Raw genomic sequence first — 23,926 nt, 5'->3', positions numbered from 1 at the left:
CTCTATAATACATTATAGACGATGTTCAAAAAGTCAACTTTGAACCCGACATAAAGAAATCCATAGGCGACGCTACGTGATCGCCGGGAAAAAAGAGGTGCATTTATGTTTAAACAAGGGAGAAGACGGGCCGAAAGACTTGAATTCGGAGCATTTACGCTACCGATCCTGATTTGTGTAATCGCTGTATTTTATTATCCGTTCATTATGACGATTCGCTACTCCCTGACCAAATGGAACGGGATCTCCAAGCATCCTAAATTTGTCGGACTTGACAACTTTAAGCAAATTTTTATGGGAGACGCGAACTTCACTCACGCCGCCTGGTTCACCGTGAAATATGCCGTTCTCTATATCATTCTGGTTAATGTACTGGCCATTCTGCTGGCTTTGGTGCTGGACATGAAGCTGAAATCGACGAACTGGCTGAGAGCCGCTTTCTTTATTCCGTACATTCTCAGCTTGGTCATTGTCGGCTTTATCTGGAAATTTATTTTTATGCAAGGCTTCGAATCGTTGGGGGCAAGCACCGGCTGGGGCATTTTCCAGCTCAGTTGGCTCGGTGAACCGGGGCTCGCGTTTATTTCTGTACTGTTCGTCTCCTTATGGCAATCGATCGGTTTCTATCTTGTTATTTACATTGCCGGTTTACAATCGGTACCGGATGACTTGAAAGAAGCGGCCACCGTGGACGGGGCCGGCCCGGTTCGCCGGTTCTTCAATATTACGCTGCCGCTGCTGGCACCATCCATTACGATTTCCGTATTTATGGCGCTGACCAACTCGATCAAAGTATTCGACGTCATCCTGTCGTTGACCGGAGGCGGACCCGGCGGAACTACTTATTCCGTGGCTTACGATATCTACCGCGACACTTTCCAGAACAATCTGTACGGATACGGCACAGCCAAAGCGCTTATTCTGTTCGTGGCCGTTCTCGTCATCACCGTCATTCAATTGACGATCTTCAAACGCAGGGAGGTTGAGGCCTAATGAAAACCAACAGAGCCGGACGCATCGTCCTTGAAGTCGTGATGGTCATTTTGTCCTTGATATTCCTGTATCCGTTGTTCCTGACCATAATCAATTCCTTAAAAAGCTTCTCCGAGGTCATGACCGACGTTATCGCGCTTCCGAAATCCCTGGTGTTCGAGAATTACTCGTACGTTTGGAATTTCATCAACTACCCGCGGCTGTTCCTGAACAACGCCGTGATTACGATCCTGGGCCTGGCAGGGATCATTCTGGTCTCCTCCATCGCCGCTTATAAACTGGCACGGACGAAATCCAGAACAAGCTCGATCATCTATTTCCTGTGCATTATGCCGATGCTTATTCCGTTCCAGTCCATCATGCTGACCGTCCTCCAAATGGCGAAAAACCTGCATCTTTCTGAAAGTACCTGGGGACTGGGTATCATGTATTGGGGCTTCGGCGCACCGCTGGCTCTGTTCATCTATCATGGTTTCGTAAAAGGCATCCCTAAGGAAATCGACGAAAGTGCCACTATCGACGGCGCATCCGGATTCCGGCTGTTCTTCAGCGTAATCTTCCCGCTGCTCAAGTCCGTAACGACCACGATCATCATCATCGACGTCATGTGGATCTGGAACGACTTCCTGCTTCCACTCCTGATGGTCAACGGCTCGCCGGACACCAAAACGCTGACCCTGGCTGCCTACACCTTCGTCGGGCAGTACACCTCGGACTGGCAGTATGCAATGACCGCCATGGTGATGGCCGTCCTGCCATCCATCGTCGTATTTATCTTCCTGCAAAAATACATCGTCAAAGGCGTTGTCGCCGGCGCGGTGAAAGGCTGATCCCTCCCGATCCGCTCTCGCGGATTGGAGAGAATGGGTTGGTGGATCGAACCGAATGGATTGAGAGAATAAGTAAAAGAAAAAGGATTGGCGAAAAACGGCTCGAAAGCACTTGGTGCTTGGCGGGCCGTTTTTTTGTTGTCGCAAGGTCGCCCGGTATGCAGGACATTTGGGAGCTTGCTTAACAATTCGTTAGCCGACTTAAGATAGAGGCGAAAATCCCCGGACACACTTGGGACAAGTCCTTCGGGTGAGGGGATAGTTGCTTGGTGGCGGTGAGGTTGTTCGGGAGTGGGATAGTTACTTGATGCGGTGAGGTTGTTCGGGAGTGGGATAGTTACTTGATGCGGTGAGGTTGATCGCGAGTTGGACATTTACTTGGTGCGGCGAGGTTGATCGGGAGCGGGATAGTTACTTGTTGCGGCGGTAAGGTAGCTCGGGAGTGGGATAGTTACATCGAGTAATTAGATTACTTTGGAACTGGCGCAAATCCTAGGCCGACCCGGTTCGTACAAAGTTGGAACTCACGGATGATTATCCCTGCCTCAGGAGAAATTAACTGGATATTCTACAGTTAATTTCACTGATTCAGGCCAAAATAACTAATTAGCTGTAAAACCTGCAGTTAATTCCCCCGATTAGCCTGCTAAACTGTAAAACATGCTAAATTAGCTGTAGGTTTTACAGTTATTTTTCTCAATCATTCCCTAATCAAAAAAATAGCTGCAGGTTTTACAGTTAAATTTGTTCATAAGGGGAGTTTTGCCCCATATAGACACGTACGCGTGGGATGCAAGCACTCAAACTTTGTGCAACTGCGCCAAACAACACCAACACAACACTAAAAACAAGGCATTTGCCTTTGGTTCCAGCCCATAACTTTCAATTCTCCAGTTACTTTTGGTATGATAGTGATCTAAAGTTCGTGAAGAGTGCATACCTTTCCTTAAACCGGAACCTAAAGTATGATCCCGCTGTTCACTAGCAAAACTAACTTATCAGGAGGTATCGAATTCATGTCTGATCTTAATTATGGTCTCCATTCCGCTACCGATTCCAATAACAGACGGCTGTCCACGATTCCCCTGTCCATATTGGATCTTGCACCGATTACCGCCGGAAGCACGGCGACTCAATCTCTGCAAAATACGCTCGACCTCGCTCAGCATGCCGAAAAATGGGGCTATCTCCGCTTCTGGCTTGCCGAGCACCACAGCATGCCCGGCATCGCAAGCTCGGCTACGTCCGTGGTGATCGGCCATGTCGCCGGCGGAACGAGCAAGATTCGGGTCGGTTCCGGCGGCATCATGCTGCCGAACCACTCTCCGCTCGTGATCGCCGAGCAGTTCGGCACGCTCGAGTCGCTGTACCCGGGCCGGATCGACCTCGGCCTCGGCCGGGCGCCGGGCTCCGACCAGCTGACCTCGCAAGCGCTGCGTCGCGGCCCGGGCAGCGACGGCCAGGATTTCCCGGAGCGGCTGCGCGAGCTCCGCGATTATTTCCAGCCCGTATCCGGCTCGTCGATGCGGGTCCGGGCCATTCCCGGCGAAGGCTTGAACGTCCCGATCTGGCTTCTCGGCTCCAGCGGCTTCAGCGCCCAGCTGTCCGCCGCGCTAGGCCTGCCGTTCGCCTTCGCCAGCCATTTTGCGCCGGATTACTTGCTGCCGGCGTTCGATCTGTACCGCGGCCATTTCCGGCCGTCGGAATTTTTGGAGAAGCCGTATGCGATGGCCGGCGTTAATGTCATCGTAGCCGATACCGACGCTGAAGCACGCAGGCTGGCGACATCTCAGGAGCAGCAGTTCCTGAACCTGATCCGCCGCCGGACCGGGCAGCTTAGCGCCCCGGTCGACAGCATGGAGTCGATCTGGACACCGCAGGAAAAAGCGCTCGTTCAACGGCAGCTAGGCTTCGCCGCCATTGGTTCGCCCGAGACGGTACGCGCCCGGCTGGAGGAGATTATACAGGAGACCCAGGCCGATGAATTGATCGTCGCCGCCCAGGTTTACGACCACAAGGCCCGCCTCCGTTCGTACGAACTGCTGGCCGAAATCAAAAACGGATAAGCTTTCGCAGCAAACACAAATAGACTCAAAATGCGTCTTGTACACAGATGCATTTTGAGTCTATTTTTTCACTAACCGATCCTAACCGCCGCTTGATGCTGAAGCTGGCGAAGCTGCTCCCGGATCGCAGCTGCTTCGCCAACCACGATCAGTGCCGGGTTGCTCAGCTGGACGGCGGCGGCCAGCTTATGCACTTCCGCCAGCGTGCTGACGAACGTACGCTGGCGGCCGGTCGTGCCGCTCTCGATCAGCGCCGTCGGCGTGGTGCCGGCCTTGCCGTGCTTCAGCAGCTCGGCGCGGATCTCCCGCAGCTGGCCCACTCCCATGTAGATCACCAGCGTATCGACGGCATGGGCCAGCAAATCCCAGCGGATGGGCGGTCCGCCTCCGCCCGGCCCATCCGTTCCCCCCGGGCAGCGGCTGCCCGTTACGCAGGCGAACGACGCCGCTATGCCGCGATGTGTCAGCGGGATGCCGCTGGCTGCCGCCGCGCCGATCGCCGAGGTGATACCCGGGATCACCTCGTACGGAATTCCGCGGGCGGCCAGTGCCAGCGCCTCTTCCCCGCCGCGCCCGAAGACGAACGGATCGCCGCCCTTCAGGCGAACTACCCGTTTTCCTTCCAGGGAGTAATCGATCAGGCGCCGCTGAATCATCTCCTGCGTCATCGCGTGTTGTCCCGGCGACTTGCCGCAATAAATCCGCAACGCCCGGGCATCGGCGTACAAGAGCAATTCCTCGTTCACGAGGCGGTCGTACAGGATCACTTCCGCCCCGCGAAGAGCTTTGAGCGCCTTGACCGTGATTAATTCAGGGTCGCCAGGACCCGCGCCTACGATGCTTACCAACCCCGGCCGGATCATACCCCATCCCCCGTTCCGGGGGCCGCCGCCGGAGTCAACCGATGATCCGGCACTTCCGGGGTACTGCGAACAACCGCAAGCTTGGAGCTGGAAGCAGCTTTCTTTTTATAAGAGACATACAATCCCAGTCCCGTAAACAACACGCCGCCTACAAGGTTACCGACCAAAACGGGAAGCTGGTTCCACAGCCACCAATCGGACAAACTGACATCCGCCCCCAACATCATTCCCGCTGGGATGACGAACATATTGACGACCGCGTGCTCGAAGCCTTGGCCAAAAAAGATTAGAATCGGCAGCCACATCGCCACAATTTTTCCTGTCGTAGAACGTGAGGTCAACGCCATCACCGCTCCCAGCGTGACCATCCAGTTACACAGCACCGCCTTGATAACTACCAGCCCCATGCCCGACAAACCCATGGATGCATAACCGATCGTTTTGGTCTCGCTGGCCTGGATCAGAGTCTGCACCATGGGGTGACTCATATCGGTACCCATTTTCGTAATGGTCAGGCCATACAGAACCGCATATACAGCACAACCCAGCAGATGACCGAGAATGACCCAGCCGAAATTCGCCAGCATCCTTGAGAATGTTGTCTTTCGTTCCAGAACCGCGAGCGGGATGAGCGCAAAGCTGCCGGTCACCAACTCAAGCCCGAGCAGAATGATAATCACGAAACCGACGGGAAAAATCAGCGCTCCCACCATCCCCAGCGAAGTCTGTGCCGTAGCGGTAAAAGCAAGCGTCGTGGCAAAGGCCAAAATCGCTCCGGCCAGAAACCCTTTGACAAGCATCTGAGAAACAGTCAACGAAGCTTTGTTCGCCCCTGCCTCAACCATCGATTCCAGCACTTCGGCAGGCTTTACATAATCCATCGGTCTCATCCTCCTTCTTTAATCCACGGTGATATATACGGAGCCGGTCTCGGCGTCCACTTCGGTCTCATAAACGGTTACCATTCCATGATCCGGCTCTTGAACTCGGCCCGTGTGCAGATTGATTTTCCAATCGTGAAGAGGGCAGTGAACCGAAGAACCGCACACCATCCCCTCCGAAAGCCGCCCCCCTTTATGAGGACAACGGTTCTCGATTGCCCGAACACTCCCGTCGCTAAGCCGGAATACGGCGATTTCCTTATCCCCGACCGCAAGCGTACGCGCTCCTTGCCCATCAATCTCCTGCAATTGGGCCACCTTAATTTTCGTTATCATCGCCGTTCCCCTCCTATACAATATGGATAACACTTCCCGTAACAAGCCCGTTCGTTCCTCGAGCCGCCAATCGGTTATCCGATTACCGGCTGAACACTGGCCAACGGCTCAAAGTTTTTGCGCAGCGACTCAGTTTCGATAATCTCCTTCCAAGGGTCTGTCGTGCGGCTTAGCGTCTCTTCGATCCGACCGGCAAGCTTCTCCCGTTCCTCGCGGTTCTCCAGCACCGCCTTGATCGTACCGAGCCCGACACGCTCCACCCACTGTGCCGTACGTTCGTTCCAGCTGGCCTGCTCCCGGTAATACTGCAAGTAGGCGGCCGTCCATTCCATGACTTCATCCTCCGTCTTCACCGTGCAGAGCAAATCCGACGCCCTTACTTTCACGCCGCCGTTTCCGCCGACATAGATCTCCCAGCCTCCATCGATGGCCACGACGCCCAAGTCCTTGATCGTTGCCTCTGCGCAATTACGCGGACAACCGGAAACGGCAAGCTTCACCTTCCCCGGCGTGTTAAGCCGTTCAAAAGCTTTCTCTAGCCGAATTCCCATACCGATCGAATCCTGGGTGCCGAACCTGCAGAAGGTCGAACCTACGCAGGTCTTTACCGTACGCAATGCTTTGCCGTAGGCGTGGCCGGAAGGCATATCCAGCTCCGCCCATACTTTAGGCAAATCTTCTTTCTTCACCCCAAGCAGGTCAATCCGCTGTCCTCCGGTAAACTTCACCATCGGAACATCATATTTTTCTGCAACCTCCGCGATTTTTTTAAGGTCGGCCGGTGAAGTCACGCCGCCATAGATGCGGGGCACAACTGAGAAGGTGCCGTCTTTTTGGATATTGGCATGGTAGCGTTCATTTACGAATCGGGACTCCTTCTCATCTACGTATTCCGTCGGCCATAGCATCCCCAAGTAGTAATTCAAGGCGGGCCGGCATTTGGAGCAGCCTTCCGGCTGGTGCCATTCCAGTACGTTCATGACCTCTTTGACACTTTTCAAGCCCATCGTTCTGATGCTCTCCACGATTTCTTCGCGGCCCAAAGAGGTACACCCACAGATTCCTTCTTTGACCGGTTCACCGGATATTCCATCTCCATACAACTGGAGCAGCCCCTCCACCAGCGGCTTGCAGCCGCCGCAGGAGCCGGAGGCCTTCGTGCAGGTCTTAATTTCACCGACCGTACTGCAACCGCCTTTCACCGCTTCGACAATCGTGCCCTTGCTGACACCGTTACAGCCGCAGATGATTTCATCGTCGGCCATAGCCGATAATCTTGCCGCTTGGGATTCTCCTCCAGCACCGGCACCTCCCGCAGGAAATCCGAGCAGAAGCTCCTTTTCCTTTCCGGCAACCGACTCCCCATTCTTAATTTTCGAGAACAGGGAAGCTCCGTCTGTGGTATCTCCGAACAAGACAGCCCCGACCAGCCTATCGTCCTGCAATACGATCTTCTTATAAGTTCCGTCCAGATCATCTTGAATCCGCAGCGACCGCGTTCCGGGCACATCTTGGAAGAACCCTGCCGAAAACACATCCACCCCGGATACCTTCAATTTCGTAGAGGTGACAGAACCCTCATACCCGCGCGTCTCCACCCCGGCCAGCCGTTTGGCAAGGACCTGGCCCTGTTCATACAATGGAGCCACTAGTCCGTAGGCGATCCCCCGGTGCTCCGCGCATTCGCCGACAGCGTATATGCCCGGCATGCTCGTTTCCAGATAATCATCGACCACAATTCCGCGCTCCACTTTCAGGCCTGACGCTTTCGCCAGCGCCACATTCGGCTTAATACCTACGGCCATCACGACCAAATCGGCCAACAGGGAGCTGCCGTCCGCAAAATCAAGTCCCTCGGCCCGACGATCTCCCCGTACACCGGCCGTTTGTTTTTGCATTATAAATTTCATGCCTTGGGCTTCCAGCTCCAGTTGCAGCATTTTGGCCGCAGGCTCATCCAGCTGACGTTCCATTAAATAAGAGTGAATGTGGATCACCGTTACATCCATCCCGAGATGAAGCAGTCCTCTGGCCGCTTCCAATCCGAGCAGCCCGCCTCCGATAACGGCGGCTTTTTTATATTTTTTTGAGGCTTCCATCATCCGATTACAGTCCTGAATGTCCCGGAATCCGATCACTCCCTCCTTATCCGCTCCGGGGATCGGGAGAATAAACGGATTGGAGCCTGTCGCCAGAATCAGTTCATCGTATCCCGCTTCCACGCCCGCTTTGGAAATGACCTTCTTATTCCCGGTATCAATTCGGGTAACAGCGTCCCCAGTGTAGAGTCGGATCCCATTCTCTTTGTACCAATCCCAGTCGTTGATCACGATGTCCTTCATATTGGACCCGCCCGCGAGTACCGATGACAGCATAATCCGGTTATAGTTCGGATAAGGCTCCGCTCCGAAGACAGTAACATCATAAGTATCCGGCGCCAATTTCAACACATGCTCAATCGTACGTACACCCGCCATCCCGTTTCCTACCAGTACCAATCTCTTTTTCTCACCCATATCCGGTTCTCTCCTCCCGATCTTTCCTCTTCCCGCGAACTAATAAGAAACAGAAAAAGCCCGCTCCGCCTGGGAACAGACATGAAAATATACCCTTCATGCTGATCCCTAAATTGCGAAGACAGGCTCCGTTGCCGCTTCATACCGACACGTCATTGTGTCCGTAAAGAATATTAAATTTAATTTATTGAGGTTAATATAACCAACAATTTAATCCATGTCAATATATATAACACAAATTAATAATTCACTGGAAATCATGTCACATTTTATAACATAAAGTACAAATTATTGGCTTGATGATTCATTCCCAACTCAGAAAAATAGCGAGAAAATATAAAGAAAGTTTCCTACAGGTTGATTCCATGTTAGGTTTGTTGCCTTTCAAATGATCTCGAAATGAAAATCGGCCAATGAAATAAAGAGGAGGCATCCTTCCGATGAATTTCCTGCTGATTATCCGCGATCAGACCTCCCCGATAGGAGAAAAAGCGTCTCCTCCGAGTGCTTCCGCTCCCTTTTGCGAGCCTGAACGCATACTGAAAGCTTACGGATACGATGTATTGGCCTCCAGTGTGGAGAGGGATTTTCGCCGGAAGATCAGGGAGGCGGACGCAGTCGTCCTTCAAATGCCTATTCCTGGCATCCGTGTCTGGGCCAATCTAACGGCAAAGTTGAAGGCTGTCCCCTTAATGTGGTGGTGCAGTGAAATGACAGCTGTTTCGTCCTTAGCATCGAGTAAGAATGAGGGTGAGGGCGAGGACGACATTCCGGTTGACGGCATCCTGACTCCTTCCATGTCCGCCAATGAGCTTCATTGGGCGCTTCATCTCGGTGCCAAGCATTTCTTGGAACGCCGGCAATGGATGGAGGAGCGAACACAACTCATATCCCGACTGGAGGAAAGGAAGTGGATCGATCACGCTAAAGGGATTTTGTGTGAAATAAACCGGATCTCCGAGGCGGAGGCTTACGAGGTGCTGCGTAAACGGGCGATGAATGAGCGTAAGCGAATCGTCGACATCTCGGCCCTAATCGTTAAAGCGCATCAACAATTAAAAACTTAGCCTGCAACCTGGGAGTATCTAGCCGCCACTATCAGACTGGATTCCTAACTAAACAGAAAAAAACGGGAGCCATAGGCTCCCGCTCTCCGTTTTCTATAGACTATCACGGCATCCAGATACGGAAATTTCCGCTTAGGGCAAGCAAGGCAAACAAATATAAACAGTTATCGTAATATCTGCGCACCCCTGTCCGTAGTGGCGTGTTCCAGAACAGTTCCACACTCGCCCGAGCGTTTGGCCCTTCTGCCGCAAGCGAAGCCATTGCATTCGTGGCAAGAAGTCCGACGGGATGCAGCGCTTTTTCCTCGAAGGGTTCTCCTTCAATTGTGTATCTGCGGTAATTGTCCGGCTGTTTATCCGCGAAAAACGCCTGAATCCGGTCCGCCGCTTCCCGTTCCCAACCATCCGCCCCAAACCATTCCCAGTCCAGCCCCAAATTGGCGGCCACTCTGTAAGAATCGCTGAAGAAGTGTCCGAAGCCCCGCACATGGTTCGGTGTCCCGTCATAGTGGGCATATTCCGGAGCTAGACCGGTAACGGGATGGCAAGCCTTTTTCAAATAATCGCGGCTGGCTTCGGCTGCCTCTTTCCAGAACGAACGATCTTCCGGATAGGCCCACAATGCGAACAATTCGTAAAAATGCGGCAAGTGATATGACGGGTCGGAAAATTCGCAGTTCGGAATGAACTTGATCAGCTTATTATCCGGGTTCCACATCGGGTAACCTACGCCGTCTTCACCCCGGTGAATACATGTCCGAAGCAAATCCCGGGCTTGAGTACCGTAATCGAACGGCGCTTCCCGATCCCCCCAGCGGTGGGACGCGAAAAATAACGCCATCGCGAAATACTCCTCCCCGTCCGGCGCCGGCCCGTCCGACAACCGCGAGCCATCGGTAGCGCAGGACCAGGCAAAATAGCCTGCATTTTCACCGGTCGTCATATACATATAAGTCATCGTCCATTTCCAGAGCCGGTCGAACACATCCTGGCGATCCATTTGGACGGCCATCATCATGCCGTAAGACATTCCTTCGGTACGCGCATCCAGGTTACCCGTATCCATCATGTAACCCATATCCTCACCGGATTCATGATAGATTCGCGTATCTTCGTCTCCCTCGAACATCTCCTGCCAGGTTTGTTCCAACCGTTCGGTGATCTCCTGCTCGCCATAGCCGTACTCCGCCAGCAGATTCCGGTATTGCCCTGTATAAAAAGCCCCCGATTGTTCCTTAGTGATCATAATTGTGCACCCTCTCCCTGTCCTGATGATAACGCTATCATCAAAGTACCAAACGATGCCGCTGCATTCCATGTGCAGATCGCGCCGATTTTTACCCAAATCAAGCTTCGTTCACCGGGATGCCGAAATAGCGCTGTGCATTGTGGAAGCAGATGTCTTGGACCATTTCCCCGATGTAATCGTAATCGGCGGGCAGCTCCCCCTCGTCGATCCATTCACCCAGCAGCCGGCAAAGGACCCGGCGGAAATACTCATGACGTGGAAACGACATGAAGCTGCGCGAATCGGTCAGCATGCCGACAAAGGTACTGAGCACCCCGGTCGAGGATAGCGCCTTGAGCTGCTGAAGCATGCCCTCTTTCTGATCGTGAAACCACCATGCCGCGCCCAACTGGAGCTTCCCGGCGATTTCCCCGGTTTGAAAATTTCCGATCGTTGTGGCGATAAGCTCGTAATGGTAAGGATACAAACTGTAGACGATCGTTTTAGGAAGACGGTTCATTTTGTCCAATTCATTCAAAAAAGCATTTAAGGCCGCGCCCAGATGATAATCGAGAATCGAGTCGAAGCCGCTGTTCTTGCCAAGACGCCCGGTCATCCGGTCGTTGTTATTGCGTATGGCACCGATATGCAGCTGCATGGCCCACCCGCGCGCATTATACATTTCACCCAGACGCAGCAAAGTTAAGGTGCGGTACTTCCGTTCTTCCAGAGCTGTTATGGCCTCTCCTTGAAGTACTTTAGCAAAAATCGTCCGGACTTCCCGCTCCGTGGCGGCTTCATACGGAAAATCTCCGAAGCCGTGATCCGCTAACCGGCATCCGTTATGGTGGAACTCATCCATCCGAAGACCTAGCGCTTGAATTAGGTCGTCATAATCTTCGATCCGGAGCCCCGCCCGCCGCTCCAGTTCCTTTATGTATTGCGCGAAATCCATAGCCTGAATGTCCAGCGCCCGATCCGGCCGGAATGTAGGCGCTACGGTAGTAAAGCTATCGCCTGTTCGGCGTAGCTTCTGATGCGCCTCCAGCCCATCCGCCGGATCATCGGTCGTACAGGCTACGCGAACATCGAACCGCCGCAAAATGCCGGCGGCATGAAGGGAAGGATCGGCAAGCTGTTCATTGCAACGGTGCCACACTTCTTCCGCATTGTCTCCGCTGAGGCGCTCCTTGATGCCAAAATGGCGCTGCAGCTCCAAATGGCTCCAGTGATAGAGCGGATTGCCCGCCAGCCTCGGCACAGCGCCGGCCCAGGCTTTGAATTTGGCCAGATCGTCGCTCTCCCCGGTAATCAAGGACTCCTCTATACCCAGCCAGCGCATGGCGCGCCATTTGTAATGATCGCCTTCCAGCCAAAGCTCGGTCAGATTGCGAAAGCGCCGGTTGGCGGCAATATCATCCGCATTTAAATGATTGTGATAATCGTAAATCGGCATCCCCGCTGCAAAGTCATGGTATAAGCGTTTGGCGCTTACTCCGTTCAACAGTAAATTTTCCAAATCCCACGGCTGCATTCCCCAACACCCTCCCTGGTACAGTAAAAATATATTCAACTTTTCAGTTCCATACTACCATACAAGTATGGTAGTATGGAACAAAATAGGAGGTGATCGTTTGAAGGAATTGTTGCATGCCCCGGCAGGCTCTGCGGGAAACAATGTTTACGCGCAATTAAAACAGCAGATCGTCAGCCTTGAATTGCCACCGGGAACGACCTTATCGGAAAAGGAAATGTCGATAGCCTTCCAAGTCAGCCGGACCCCGGTTCGCGAAAGCTTCGTGCGCCTGGCCCAGGAAGGACTGCTTCTGGTCCTGCCTCAGCGGGGTACAAAGGTTTCGTTAATCGACCCCGACTTGGTCGAGGAGGCGCGATTTATGCGGGAGCAGTTGGAGCGCGCCGTGATCAAGCTTGCCTGCCAGAGCTTTCCGGAGGAACAATTGACCGCTTTGGAACGCAATCTGGAATTGCAGCAGGAATCTCTTCGCTTGCATGATGGCCGGTCCATGTTTGAGCTGGACGAGGAGTTTCACCGCATTCTGTTCGAGGGCTGCCGCAAGCTCGGCACTTGGTCGGTGATTCAGCAAATGAACGCTCATTTAAACCGCAGCCGGATCCTCTGGCTGAAGACTGACCCGCATTGGGAGCATTTATATGATCAGCATCGGCAAATGTTCGAAGCGGTGCGTCTGCGGGATGAAAGCCGGGCCGACAGCGTGATGCGCGAGCATCTGACTTTAAGCATCGCGAATCTGAGCGTGCTCAAAGAGAAATTCCCGGACTTTTTCGTTACCGTGCAGTAACTCCAATTTTCCCGACACATATTGTCATTCACATATTCATTCATACATTCATAAGGCGGTGGAATCATGCGTATGGTATTTCGCTGGTTCGGCGAGGGCAATGATACGGTTTCGCTGGATCAGATCAAACAAATTCCCGGCGTGGAAGGTATCGTTTGGGCGCTTCATGATATTCCGGCGGGAGAAGAGTGGCCGATGGAGCGCATTATGGAGATCCGGCGGTTGGGAGATCAATACGGTCTACATACTGAAGTAGTGGAGAGCGTAAATGTACATGAGGACATTAAGTTGGGTCTGCCTTCCCGCGACCTCTATATCGGCAACTACATCCGGACGATTGAAAAGCTGGCCAAGGCCGGCGTAAAAGTCATTTGCTACAACTTTATGCCCGTGTTTGACTGGGTTCGGACGGATCTGCACAAAGAGATGGAGGATGGCTCAACCGCCCTCTTTTTCGAGCAGGCTAAAATTCGTGGCGTCGATCCCTTGGAACTCGTACGTCTGATCAATCAGAACAGCGCCCTGACGATGCCGGGTTGGGAACCGGAACGGCTGGAGCATTTGACCTCGCTGTTTGAAGCTTATCGCCAGGTATCGGAAGAAGATCTCTGGGAGAACCTGAAGTACTTCTTGGATGCCGTCATCCCTGTAGCCGAACAAAACGGAATTTTAATGGCCATCCACCCGGATGATCCGCCGTGGCCGATTTTCGGGCTGCCTCGGATTATGACGAATCAGGCCAATTTCCGAAGATTTCTGTCCCTGCATGACAGTCCTTCCAACGGCATCACGCTGTGCACCGGATCTCTCGGCGTAAGTCCGGACAATGACATCGTATCTATGATCCGCGAATTCCAAGGACGGATTCCTTTCACGCATATCCGGAACGTCCGCGTTTATGAGAACGGAGATTTCATCGAAACCTCCCACCGGACATCGGACGGCACGGTCGATATTAGCAGCATCGTCAAAGCTTATTATGATAGCGATTTCAAAGGCTATTGCCGTCCCGATCATGGCCGCCACCTATGGGGAGAGGTTTGCCGTCCCGGCTACGGCCTGTATGACCGCGCGCTTGGCATCATGTACTTATGGGGTCTGTGGGACGCCTTTTCCTCACAAAGCACGGGGTCTTCGTTAAAGGAGGAGCATGATCATGTGCCCACTGCCTAAACACAGTTCATTGGATGGAAAAACGGCGGTCATCACCGGAGGCGCAGGCGTGCTGTGCCGGGCGATGGCTCTGGAGCTGGCCCGCCAAGGAATGAAGGTGGCGATCCTGAACCGCACGCTGGAGCGGGGCGAACAGGTTGCGGAAGAAATCCGCATGAACGGCGGCTTGGCGATTACAATTGCCTGCGATGTGACGGATGCCGCTAGCGTCCAGGAAGCGGAGCGCCGGGTGCGTGGGCAGCTCGGTCCATGCGATGTTTTGATCAATGGTGCGGGAGGCAATCAACCCAGCGCCAACACGACCAACGAAACGTTCAAGAGCAGCGACCTGGTTGACCCGGGTGTGACGACCTTCTTTGATCTCAGCCTGACGGGAGTACGTAACGTCATGGACCTTAATTTCGTCGGAACCCTGATTCCGACGCAGGTGTTCACCAAAGAAATGATAGGGCGGCCCGGAGCGACCGTGCTTAACATTTCTTCGATGAGCGCACCGTCCCCCATGACCAAGGTACCCGCCTATAGCGCGGCCAAAGCGGCGATCAATAACTTTACCCAATGGCTGGCCGTACATCTGGCCGAGTCCGGCATTCGCATCAACGCCATGGCCCCCGGCTTTTTCCTGACGGAACAGAACCGCAGCCTGTTGACGAATGAAGACGGGTCGCTCACCGAGCGCTCCCGCAAAATCATCAGCCACACACCGATGCGCCGCTTCGGGGTTCCCGAAGATCTGCTCGGTACGCTGCTCTGGCTGGTCGACGCCGACACTTCCGGCTTCGTTACCGGCACCGTCATCCCGGTGGACGGCGGCTTCATGGCATACTCCGGCGTATAACTATTGCAATAGGAAAATAAAAAAGCAGCACCCGGAAATGCATCTCCGGGTGCTGCCTTTTACATCGTCCTCCTCAGGAGGGACTTTGATTTATATATCCCTTTGTCCTCCTTTTAGGTGGACATTTTTCGTTTTTGTGCGCCTAGGAAAGACAAAATTAATAAATTTGTCTCCCCTGCTCATCCGGTACCCCGGACTTGCGGTAGAAGTACGTATTAATCACGTCCCGCCAATGCTTGGCGTGTTCAGCCTGCTCCGCCAGTCTTGCCTCGACCGCTTCAAAACGCTCGGCATCGACCCGGTCTTTCAAGACAGACCAGACCATTCCCAATCCTTCCGCCGCTTCAGCTCCGGCAAAATGCGTATCATAGATATGCTGAATAACCGTGCTGCCGGAGTGTAGGCGATGGCTGTAGGGCACGTGGTGGAAAAACAACAGCAGTTCATCTGGACAATTCTCCAGCGAATCGTACATCTCCCGATTCGGGCTAAAGTATTGAGCGGTATATCCCGTACCCGAAGCTACGGTGCGGTCGACGCCGATACCATCGCGGTCAGCGAAATGGTAGGTCCCCCACCGCGAGTACTCGTAGCCGTCTACATCCGGACCGTAATGGTAATGAGGTACGACCATCCAACCCACGCCCAGAGGGGACGTATAGCTTTCATAAATTGACCAGGAGGCCATCAGCATATGCAGTACTTTATCGATGACAACCGGTTGATTGCCAAAGGTCAGCCTCGCCCACTCCTCCGCAATCTCCTCGGCGGAGAGGTCGGGATTCCAGATTAAGCGTCCATATCCGTATAGATTGGCTTGGGCAAGCGGATGCCCGGTCCAGCACTCATCGTTCCCGATGTTGGACACCGCCGCCACCCCGCTGATCTTCATGCCGAACAGCGAGCCTTCCACGATATTTTTCACTTCTCCGCCGCTAGTTACCGCGTGCGTATCAAAATCCAACACCTGCTTCCATTGCGGAACCAGGTAACACAAATGCCGCTGCTGCCCGGTGTACTCCTGAGTAACCTGAAATTCGAGCACTTGATTGGTTCGGGTCATAGCCCCAAACAGCGGAGATACCGGCTCCCGCACCTGAAAATCCATCGGGCCGTTCTTGATTTGGAGCAGCACATTGTCGCGGAACTTTCCGTCAAGCGGCTTAAAGTGGTCATATGCAGCACGCGCCCGGTCCGTGGACCGGTCCCGCCAGTCCTGCATACAGTTATAGACGAAACAGCGCCAGATGACGAGCCCTCCGTGCGGCTCCAACGCTTCAGCCAGCATATTCGCTCCATCGGCATGATCGCGGCCGTAAGCAAACGGTCCCGGCCGGTGCTCGGAATCGGCCTTGACGACAAATCCGCCAAAATCGGGAATATGCCGGTAGATCCGATTTGCCGTTTCTGCCCACCACTGCCGGACTTCTGCATCCAGCGGATCAGCGGTGCCGACACCTCCGATTACAAGCGGTGCCGCAAAGTTGATGCTGAGAAACAGCGCAATGCCGTATTCCCGGAACACGTCCGCTACGCGGGCTACTTCAGGCAGCCCCTCTTCGGTTATGAACCGGGTTTCTATTTCATGCACATTCACGTTATTAATAGAAATCGCGTTGATTCCCACCGAAGCGAGCATCCGGGCATAATCGCGGATACGAGATGTATCTTGGACGATTTCCCCGCCTTCATAGAAGATCGAGTTGCCCGCATAGCCGCGCTCAATTGATCCATCGGCATTATCCCATTGGTTGATCATCCGCAGCCGGTTGACCGGAGTTTCCTCTGCCGCAAGCTCTTGCGGATTCATCCCAAGGGCGATGGCCCGGAGCAAAAAGAATACACCGTAGAGCACGCCTGAAGAGGAGCCTCCGGTCAGCTCAAGCCGAATACTATCGTCTGTCGAGAACCTTTTCAGCGAAAAAGCCTCATCTTCCTTACCCCAGGCAGAGACCGCCCGATCCCCGCTAGATGCTTCTCCCGTCTTTATCCCGATCCGTAAATAAGAACCGCTGGAGGGAGCCGCATTCATAAATTCAGGATTTATTCCCAGCATGGACTTGGCGCCTAGTTCGAGTTCGCGCAACGCCGCGGCAAAAGCTCCAGAGGATTCCCCCGCCACAACGATCCGGCCAAGCAATTCTCTGTACATGCCGCGAAATCCATTCTCCCCGACTTCGTTATACTGAAGCCAAGTTCTATACAATGTACTCCCCACTCCCATGCTGTTTTCCTCCTGCAAAATGAATTATTTATATAAATGGAAAGAAACACCCCTTTAGGGGGCGCTCCTTTGTACTGTATTATATTGATCTCCTGCTCTGATCTCATGCTCTGATTTCCTGATCAGATCTTCTATTCAGATTCTCTATTCAGATTTCCTAATCAGATCTTCTATTCAGATCTCTTATTCAGATCTCTAGGAATCAGTTCCCGGTGAGGTTGACCAAACGGTCATAAGCGGGTTTGGGCTGGTGTTGTTCGTCGAATAAGAACGGCCAGTTTTTCCGGCCGCGCACCGGGAAATCATCCAGCCACGTATAATCATCGGCGGCTCCCCAGAAAGTAACCGCGCTGATCACCTCGCGGTATTCCTTCAACAGCCGGAATACAGCTTCATACCGTTCGGCCTGGCGTTCCAGCATACCCGGGGCAGGCACCCGGAGATCGGTCCGTTTGTCCTCGAACTCAAATACCGACATATCCAGCTCCGTCAGCTGCAATTGCAATCCCAAGGAGGCATACTTCTCAATAGCCGCCCGGATGTCATCCAGAGAAGGATCGAACAGGTTCCAGTGGGCCTGTAAACCGATCCCGTGAATGGGAACTCCCTGTTCGAGAAGCGACTTGACCAAAGTATAGATCTTGTCGCGTTTGTGCGGATGAGATTCGTTGTAATCGTTATAAAACAACAGCGCATTGGGGTCTGCCTCATGAGCGTATTCGAACGCTTTGGCGATAAAGTCAGGACCGGCAATATCGAGCCATTTCGACGGGCGGAGCAAAGCGTCGCCTTCATCGGCGATCACTTCATTCACCACATCCCACGCATAAATATCCTGCTTGTAGCGACCGACCACGGTTTGGATATGGGAGCGGAGCCGTTCCAGAAGCAAGGTTTTACTCGCAGGTCCGCCCTGGCTATCCTTGAACAGCCAGTCGCCGGTTTGGTTATGCCAAACCAGGGTATGGCCGCGCAAGGCCATACCGTGCTTGCGGGCAAAGGCGGCGAGATCATCGGCTTCATCGAAGGTATAGGTTCCTTCCTCCGGATGTACGCTGACAAACTTCATTTCGTTCTCTGCAGTAATACTGTTATAGTGACGTGCCAATAAATTCTCCTGCGTCCGGATCGTGTGCGGATTGACCGCCGCACCGATCCGGAAATCATTTGCAAACAAATCCTTAAGAGCAGGAACCGTCGATTCGGTTGAACTCACTTCAATTACCTCCTCTTGTCTGCCGGGTTACAAACCAGTCAAAATGAGCCTTGCCTGAAGCGGTCTTTCCGTTCCCGCTGGCGTAAAGGCCGATGACAATACCGGTAAAACACATTTTGTTTACAAAGTCTTCCGGTGACAAGGCTCGGGCTGGCCCGCCGCTAAGTTTAATCCATTCCTGTCCGTCCAACGAATAGTACATCGAATACTCGGTGACATCGGAACGAATTTTTAGATACACTCCGTCGGAATCCGTCGGCACTTCGGCCGCCATCAACCATTCGCCCCTCACCGTCAGCCTGACACCGATCGTTCTCAGTCCGGCCTCCTGCTTCATGAAGATCTCGTAGTGGGCATCCTCATCTCTTCTGGCGCAAATTCCGGCCTCTTCCCCGTCCATGATCGAACCATAATCAAGATAGGTGCTCCATTCCGCTTGTACATGCTGCTGTCTTCTGCCGACAAAAGCCACCTGGCCGACATCACTCAGCCCTGCGGACTGTCCGCGCAAAGTAAGCCAACCTGGCCGCTCCTCCAAGGACCAGCTTCCCTCTGCAGGATTGCGAAGGAACGTCCAACTATGCGATAACCCGCTTTTATCAAAATCGTCGCTGCCTTCCGAAAACGCCGTCGTCCGCGCCTTTGTCGACGAACCCCCCGGCAGCCGCGTTACCCGCATTTCAAGGTTCACGGTGCCCTCATTGTTATCGATCATCGGCCAATCCTCTTCATTCCAGATCACCGGCGCGAGGAAAGTTTCTCTTCCAAGCACGCTATAGCCCGAATCGACGAGACGCACTCCAAGGAATACGGCCCACCAGTCTCCATTGCCGTCCTCCACCAGATCGGCGTGTCCCAAATATTGAATCGGATGTTCAATGCCGCGGTGTGTCAAAATCGGATGTTCATACAATTCGAACGGCCCATAAGGGCTGGAGCCCCGGCCTATAATCTCCCGATGCTCCTTCGCGGTGCCTCCGGAGGCGGTCATGATGTAATACTTCCCGCCTATTTTGTACAAATGGGGCCCTTCCGTCCACGGCCCGCCATCGCCTCTCCATATGACGACCGGCTCGGACAAAGCCTTACCTGTAGCAATGTCGATCTCATACTGAATCGCATGCGAGTCATAGTCCGCGCCTTGCTGAGCAGTTACATACACTTTGCCATCATCGTCAAAGAACAGGGACGGATCAATGCCGCCATACGGAACAAGGATCGGATCCGACCAAGGACCCGCCGGATTCGTAGCCGTTACATAAAAGTTGCCGATCCCCCGCACATCCGTGGTAATCATATAGAAAGTGCCGTCATGATATCTTAGAGTCGGCGCATAAATACCGTCCGAGCTTTTTCGGTCCGCTACATTTAACTGGCTGGGCCGATCCAGCACATGCCCGATTTGCTCCCAATGAATCAAATCCCTGCTGTGAAAGATCGGCACTCCTGGGAAGTATTCAAAGGAACTGCATATCAAATAATAATCATCCCCGGCCCGAGCGATGCTCGGGTCGGGGTAGAATCCCGGAAGTACCGGGTTGGAATAGGTTATCGATGGTTTAGTCATTATTCTTTTACGCTCCCTACGTTAAGTCCGACTACAAAGTATTTCTGCATGAACGGATATACCAAAAGGATTGGCACAGAGGCTACGACGGTTACCGCGGCACGGATCGAAATTGGCGTAACCATGTCGGTTTTCACTCCGATGCCGTTAGCAACTGACGGATTACTGTTCGAGTTCATACTGGATGATAACAGCTTCATCAATTCATATTGCAGCGTACTCAGCTCTTGATGAGATGAAGTGTAAATGAATGCATCAAACCAGGAGTTCCAGGCACCTACAGCTACGAACAACGCAATGGTAGCCAACACCGGTTTACAAAGCGGGAAGATAATCCGGATGAAGATTTTAAAATCTCCGGCCCCGTCGATTCTCGCCGATTCAACCAAGCTTTCCGGAATCGTTCCGATATAGGTCCGGATGACGATCATATTAAATGCGCTGATCATCGATGGAATAACGTATACCCAGAAGGTATTAAGCAAATGCAAGTCTTTCATCAGGAAGTACCCCGGAATCAGACCGGCGTTAAAGTACATTGTCAGGATAAAAACCAGGGTAATCGGCTTGCGGAACACATACTCCTTCCGGCTCAGTGTATAAGCCAGCATGGTCGTCAGACCCAGATTGAGCAGCGTCGAAAGCACCGTTCTCGCCACGGAAATCCAGAATGCGTTATAGATCGTTCCCGAAGCGAATACCGCCTTGTAGTTCTGCCAAGTAAATTCTCTCGGCCAGAGGTAGATGCCACCGCGGATCGTATCGTTCCCTGCGTTCAAGGAAACGACGATCGTATTCAGGAAAGGATATAGTGTAACAATAACAAGACCAATCATAAACAAGGTATTAAACGTATTAAAAAGAATTGGTTCAAGTCTGCTTCTTCCGATAGGTCTAGACACTGCGGCAGTTGATGCCGGTCCAGGGCTGATGGTTTGGTTTGCCATAACTATAATAGCCTCTCTTCCCCTAGTCGTTTGGAGACTCCGTTTGCAATCAGGAGCAACGTCACACTAACGACCGTTTTAAATATACCGGCAGCAGTTGCTAAGGAATAGTTGCCTTGAGCGAGCCCGTATTTCAGGACGAATATATCAATCGTTTGCGACCAGTCGACAACGAGACCGTTGCCAAGCAAGTACTGAATTTCAAAACCCGCCTCCAGAATATGGCCGACCTGCATAATCAACAGAATAATAATTGTAGGCTTGATACCCGGCAATGTTACATGGAACATTTTCCGGTAACGGCTTGCACCGTCAATATCCGCGGCTTCATAAAGCGCCGGATCAATGGATGACATCGCAGCCAAATATATAATCGTACTCCAGCCGACTTCTTTCCAAACATTCGACACCCCGACGATTCCCCAGAAGTATTTGCCATGACTGAGCCATTGGATCGGCTCACTAATCAGGTGAAGCTTCATCAGAACATCATTGACGATCCCGTCCGAAGCCAAGCTTGTCGCCACAATCCCGGTAACGATAATCCAGGACAAAAAGTGCGGAAGATAGGAAATCGTTTGTACGGTTCTTTTCCAAAATATTTTTTTAATTTCATTCAACAGTAACGCCAATATAATAGCGGTTGTAAACCCTAGAATCAGGTTAATGACACTCATCGCCAACGTATTGCGCAACACCTGCAAGAAATTGTCGTCTTTAAATAGAAACTCGAAATGCTTAAATCCTACCCATTTCTGATCGCTAAAATCCTTAGCCGGTTTGTAGTCCTGGAAAGCCATTGTCCAGCCCCAGATTGGATAATAGGCGAACAATAGGATGTACGCCAGCAGAGGCACGGACATATAAATCAGCTGGCTCTGATCCTTGATGAGGGACCAGGTGATTTTCTTATCTTTTTTCGGCGTCCGATCGGCTCGATTTTTCTTCAAGGTCTGCTCCATAGTTTTTTTCTCCCCAAAACCTATTATTTCGGAAAGTGGAAGGCTTATGACCGCCTCCCACCTTCCAATTCAAAACCTTATTTCACTGTCCAAGAGTCCTTTCTCCATTGCAGCACTTCATTAATACGGTCTTCGTAGGCTTTGATGTTGACTTTGCCGATTTCTTTGACATAGTCAGCCCATACGCTTTCGAACTCTCCCGGTTTTGCCAGGATTGCCTTTGGCAAGAACTTCGTTTGCAACTCGTTTAGCTTCGTATTTGCGATTTTCGCCTCAGATCCGTCTACCAAATCAACAGACCATGCCGGGTAGGCAATATCGTTCTCAGGAGCCGGGCTGAAGAAGTCAACATAAGTGCTGTATCCGTATTTGGAGAGGAATTCCTTATCATAATCTCTCAAAGCAGCCTGCATTTCCTCAGGCTGAGCAGCGCCGTCGGTAGCATTTCCGTCCGAGAATAAACCCTCCATTTTTGGAGCTTGACCGAAGAAGGAATCGGCTTTATTCGCCAGTTTCCAGGTTGCATCGGTAAACTGATCGCGTTGTTCTTGCGTTTTCATGAAGCGGCCGTCTTTGACAATGTAATCTTCGCCTTCGATACCCCAGGCCAAGATTTTTTGCCAATCTTCTTGAATCAACGTATCCAACAGCTTGATGATTCTAATTTGTTGTTCTTCGGATGCGTTGACAGTAATGCCGAAACCGTTATTCAGGTTCAGAGCCGGACGATCTTTGTAATGATCCTTGATGCTTTCATCAAATACAAGCGGAAGACCGACGTAGGTTCGATTATCTTTCTTTTGGGTAATCAGTACGTCTTCTGCTTTTTGGAAGTTCCAGTGTTGGTCAAACATACCCAGAACTGCGCCGCTGGAGAGTTTGGCCATATATTGGTCAAAGTTTTGAGTGAACGTTTCTTTGTCAATGACGCCTTCGGCATTCATTTGGTTCAACTTTTGATAATACTGTTTTGCAAAGTCCTTATCGGCGAAAATTTCTGCTACTCCGTCTTTAACGACTACGCCGCCATCATTCGGATGACCGATCAAATGCTGAGGCGGGTTAAACAGACCCCAGTTTTTCCAGTCATAGTTCAGAATTTCAAAGCCAACCGTCGGCGTTCCGTCGATTTCCGGATGTTTTGCCTTGTATTCTTTAATCAGGTCAAAGTATTGATCCAATGTTTTAACTTGTGGATATCCTGCTTCTGCCAATACGTCCTTTTGAATCCAGAAGGCTGGACCAGAATACCAGGAAGAGTTAACGTCTGCATTCGTCGCACCGTAGTTAGGAAGATTGTAAATGTGACCGTCGTTAGGGTCTTTCATCATGTTCCAGTACTTCTCATAATGCTTCTTCAAGTTCGGAGCATGTTCTTCAATCAAATCTTCGAGCGGGATAAACGCGCCTGCCGCCGTTAGCTTTTGATTCGCTGTCATCATGTCCGGATAGTCGCCGCCTGCGATCATAACGCCAAGCTTTTGGTCAATGTCGCCTGCCAGGAACTCGAATTTAAAAGATGCGCCTGTCTTTTCTTTAATTAATTTGTAGATCTTGTTGTCGGGTGTTGGTTGCTGGTCGGGCTGACCAATGAAAACAGAAATTTCAAACGGTTCCACTCCATTTGCGGCATTCTCCCCGGTTACTTGTCCGCTATTGCCGTTATTGCCTTTTCCGGAATTTGCAACTTTGTTATTTCCGCCGCCGCATCCCGACAGGATAACACTGAGCGATAACAACATGATTACGCCAAGCCGGAAAATCGATTTGGACTTGCCCCCCATGTAAAGCACCTCCGAATATATTTGTTACATCTAGACTTGAAAGCCCTTTCATGTAACTTATCTTTATTGTAAAAGCGCTGCCAAACTGGAACTATATCGCAATTAAAGCATTAC

19 protein-coding genes are annotated in these 23,926 nt (G+C 52.1%); 7 read left to right on the top strand and 12 right to left on the bottom strand.

Annotated features, from left to right (window positions below):
• Window positions 1-105: 105 nt before the first annotated feature.
• The 3 genes from KJS57_RS02175 (at window position 106) to KJS57_RS02165 (ending at window position 3,889) form a co-directional block, all read left to right on the top strand.
• Window positions 106-993, top strand: a complete 888-nt coding sequence (locus tag KJS57_RS02175; protein WP_211023062.1) for a carbohydrate ABC transporter permease — start codon at window positions 106-108, stop codon at window positions 991-993.
• Window positions 993-1,823, top strand: coding sequence for a carbohydrate ABC transporter permease (locus KJS57_RS02170; protein ID WP_211023063.1), 831 nt, complete (start codon window positions 993-995; stop codon window positions 1,821-1,823). Before KJS57_RS02175 ends, KJS57_RS02170 begins: the two co-directional genes overlap by 1 nt.
• A 1,016-nt stretch (window positions 1,824-2,839) precedes the next feature.
• Complete coding sequence (locus KJS57_RS02165; RefSeq protein ID WP_213653599.1) at window positions 2,840-3,889, top strand: LLM class flavin-dependent oxidoreductase; 1,050 nt, start codon at window positions 2,840-2,842, stop codon at window positions 3,887-3,889.
• Between the two features lie 71 nt (window positions 3,890-3,960).
• Here KJS57_RS02165 and cobA read toward each other — a convergent pair whose 3' ends face one another.
• From cobA to nirB, 4 genes are all read right to left on the bottom strand, one after another.
• Window positions 3,961-4,752, bottom strand: coding sequence for a uroporphyrinogen-III C-methyltransferase (gene cobA, locus KJS57_RS02160; protein ID WP_213653598.1), 792 nt, complete (start codon window positions 4,750-4,752; stop codon window positions 3,961-3,963).
• Window positions 4,749-5,633, bottom strand: coding sequence for a formate/nitrite transporter family protein (locus KJS57_RS02155; protein WP_213653597.1), 885 nt, complete (start codon window positions 5,631-5,633; stop codon window positions 4,749-4,751). The genes cobA and KJS57_RS02155 overlap by 4 nt, the downstream gene beginning before the upstream one ends.
• Before the next feature lie 18 nt (window positions 5,634-5,651).
• Window positions 5,652-5,969: a nitrite reductase small subunit NirD gene (gene nirD / locus KJS57_RS02150; protein WP_211023067.1), complete on the bottom strand. Its 318-nt coding sequence runs from the start codon at window positions 5,967-5,969 to the stop codon at window positions 5,652-5,654.
• A 74-nt stretch (window positions 5,970-6,043) separates the two neighbouring features.
• Entirely contained in the window at window positions 6,044-8,485 is a 2,442-nt protein-coding gene (gene nirB / locus KJS57_RS02145; RefSeq protein ID WP_213653596.1) for a nitrite reductase large subunit NirB, read from the bottom strand.
• 440 nt (window positions 8,486-8,925) lie between these two features.
• On the opposite strand from nirB, the gene KJS57_RS02140 reads away from it, so the two are divergent.
• Window positions 8,926-9,552, top strand: coding sequence for an ANTAR domain-containing response regulator (locus tag KJS57_RS02140; protein ID WP_213653595.1), 627 nt, complete (start codon window positions 8,926-8,928; stop codon window positions 9,550-9,552).
• A 103-nt stretch (window positions 9,553-9,655) separates the two neighbouring features.
• Here the strand turns inward: KJS57_RS02140 and KJS57_RS02135 are convergent, their stop codons facing one another.
• Together KJS57_RS02135 and uxaC are read right to left on the bottom strand one after the other, a co-directional pair.
• A complete protein-coding gene (locus tag KJS57_RS02135) occupies window positions 9,656-10,798 on the bottom strand; it encodes a family 8 glycosyl hydrolase (protein WP_213653594.1) in 1,143 nt (380 codons plus the stop codon).
• 100 nt (window positions 10,799-10,898) lie between these two features.
• Complete coding sequence (gene uxaC / locus KJS57_RS02130) at window positions 10,899-12,314, bottom strand: glucuronate isomerase (RefSeq protein WP_213653593.1); 1,416 nt, start codon at window positions 12,312-12,314, stop codon at window positions 10,899-10,901.
• Between the two features lie 100 nt (window positions 12,315-12,414).
• Here uxaC and KJS57_RS02125 point away from each other — a divergent pair, with 100 nt between their 5' ends.
• The 3 genes from KJS57_RS02125 to KJS57_RS02115 all read left to right on the top strand — a co-directional run bounded on the left by KJS57_RS02125 (window position 12,415) and on the right by KJS57_RS02115 (window position 15,112).
• On the top strand, window positions 12,415-13,101 hold the full coding sequence (locus KJS57_RS02125) for a GntR family transcriptional regulator (protein ID WP_244861347.1): 687 nt from the start codon (window positions 12,415-12,417) through the stop codon (window positions 13,099-13,101).
• A 66-nt stretch (window positions 13,102-13,167) separates the two neighbouring features.
• Complete coding sequence (gene uxuA / locus KJS57_RS02120) at window positions 13,168-14,274, top strand: mannonate dehydratase (protein WP_213653591.1); 1,107 nt, start codon at window positions 13,168-13,170, stop codon at window positions 14,272-14,274.
• On the top strand, window positions 14,258-15,112 hold the full coding sequence (locus KJS57_RS02115) for an SDR family oxidoreductase (RefSeq protein WP_213653590.1): 855 nt from the start codon (window positions 14,258-14,260) through the stop codon (window positions 15,110-15,112). Before uxuA ends, KJS57_RS02115 begins: the two co-directional genes overlap by 17 nt.
• Window positions 15,113-15,269: 157 nt before the next feature.
• Here the strand turns inward: KJS57_RS02115 and KJS57_RS02110 are convergent, their stop codons facing one another.
• From KJS57_RS02110 to KJS57_RS02085, 6 genes are all read right to left on the bottom strand, one after another.
• Window positions 15,270-17,336, bottom strand: coding sequence for an alpha-glucuronidase family glycosyl hydrolase (locus tag KJS57_RS02110; RefSeq protein ID WP_213653589.1), 2,067 nt, complete (start codon window positions 17,334-17,336; stop codon window positions 15,270-15,272).
• A 202-nt stretch (window positions 17,337-17,538) separates the two neighbouring features.
• Window positions 17,539-18,552, bottom strand: a complete 1,014-nt coding sequence (locus tag KJS57_RS02105) for an endo-1,4-beta-xylanase (protein ID WP_213653588.1) — start codon at window positions 18,550-18,552, stop codon at window positions 17,539-17,541.
• A gap of 1 nt (window position 18,553) precedes the next feature.
• Window positions 18,554-20,119 carry a glycoside hydrolase family 43 protein gene (locus KJS57_RS02100; RefSeq protein ID WP_213653587.1) on the bottom strand — a complete coding sequence of 522 codons (1,566 nt, stop codon included), beginning with the start codon at window positions 20,117-20,119 and terminating at the stop codon, window positions 18,554-18,556.
• The gene (locus tag KJS57_RS02095) at window positions 20,119-21,066 is read right to left on the bottom strand and encodes a carbohydrate ABC transporter permease (RefSeq protein ID WP_211023078.1); all 948 of its coding nucleotides are present in this window, start codon (window positions 21,064-21,066) and stop codon (window positions 20,119-20,121) included. The genes KJS57_RS02100 and KJS57_RS02095 overlap by 1 nt, the downstream gene beginning before the upstream one ends.
• 2 nt (window positions 21,067-21,068) lie before the next feature.
• The gene (locus KJS57_RS02090) at window positions 21,069-22,028 is read right to left on the bottom strand and encodes an ABC transporter permease (protein WP_211023079.1); all 960 of its coding nucleotides are present in this window, start codon (window positions 22,026-22,028) and stop codon (window positions 21,069-21,071) included.
• Window positions 22,029-22,105: 77 nt separating this feature from the next.
• A complete protein-coding gene (locus KJS57_RS02085; RefSeq protein ID WP_213653586.1) occupies window positions 22,106-23,812 on the bottom strand; it encodes a type 2 periplasmic-binding domain-containing protein in 1,707 nt (568 codons plus the stop codon).
• Window positions 23,813-23,926: the final 114 nt, after the last annotated feature.

Source organism: Paenibacillus vini, assembly GCF_018403325.1.
GTDB lineage: Bacteria > Bacillota > Bacilli > Paenibacillales > Paenibacillaceae > Fontibacillus > Fontibacillus vini.
This window is presented reverse-complemented; position numbering and strand designations above follow the sequence as displayed.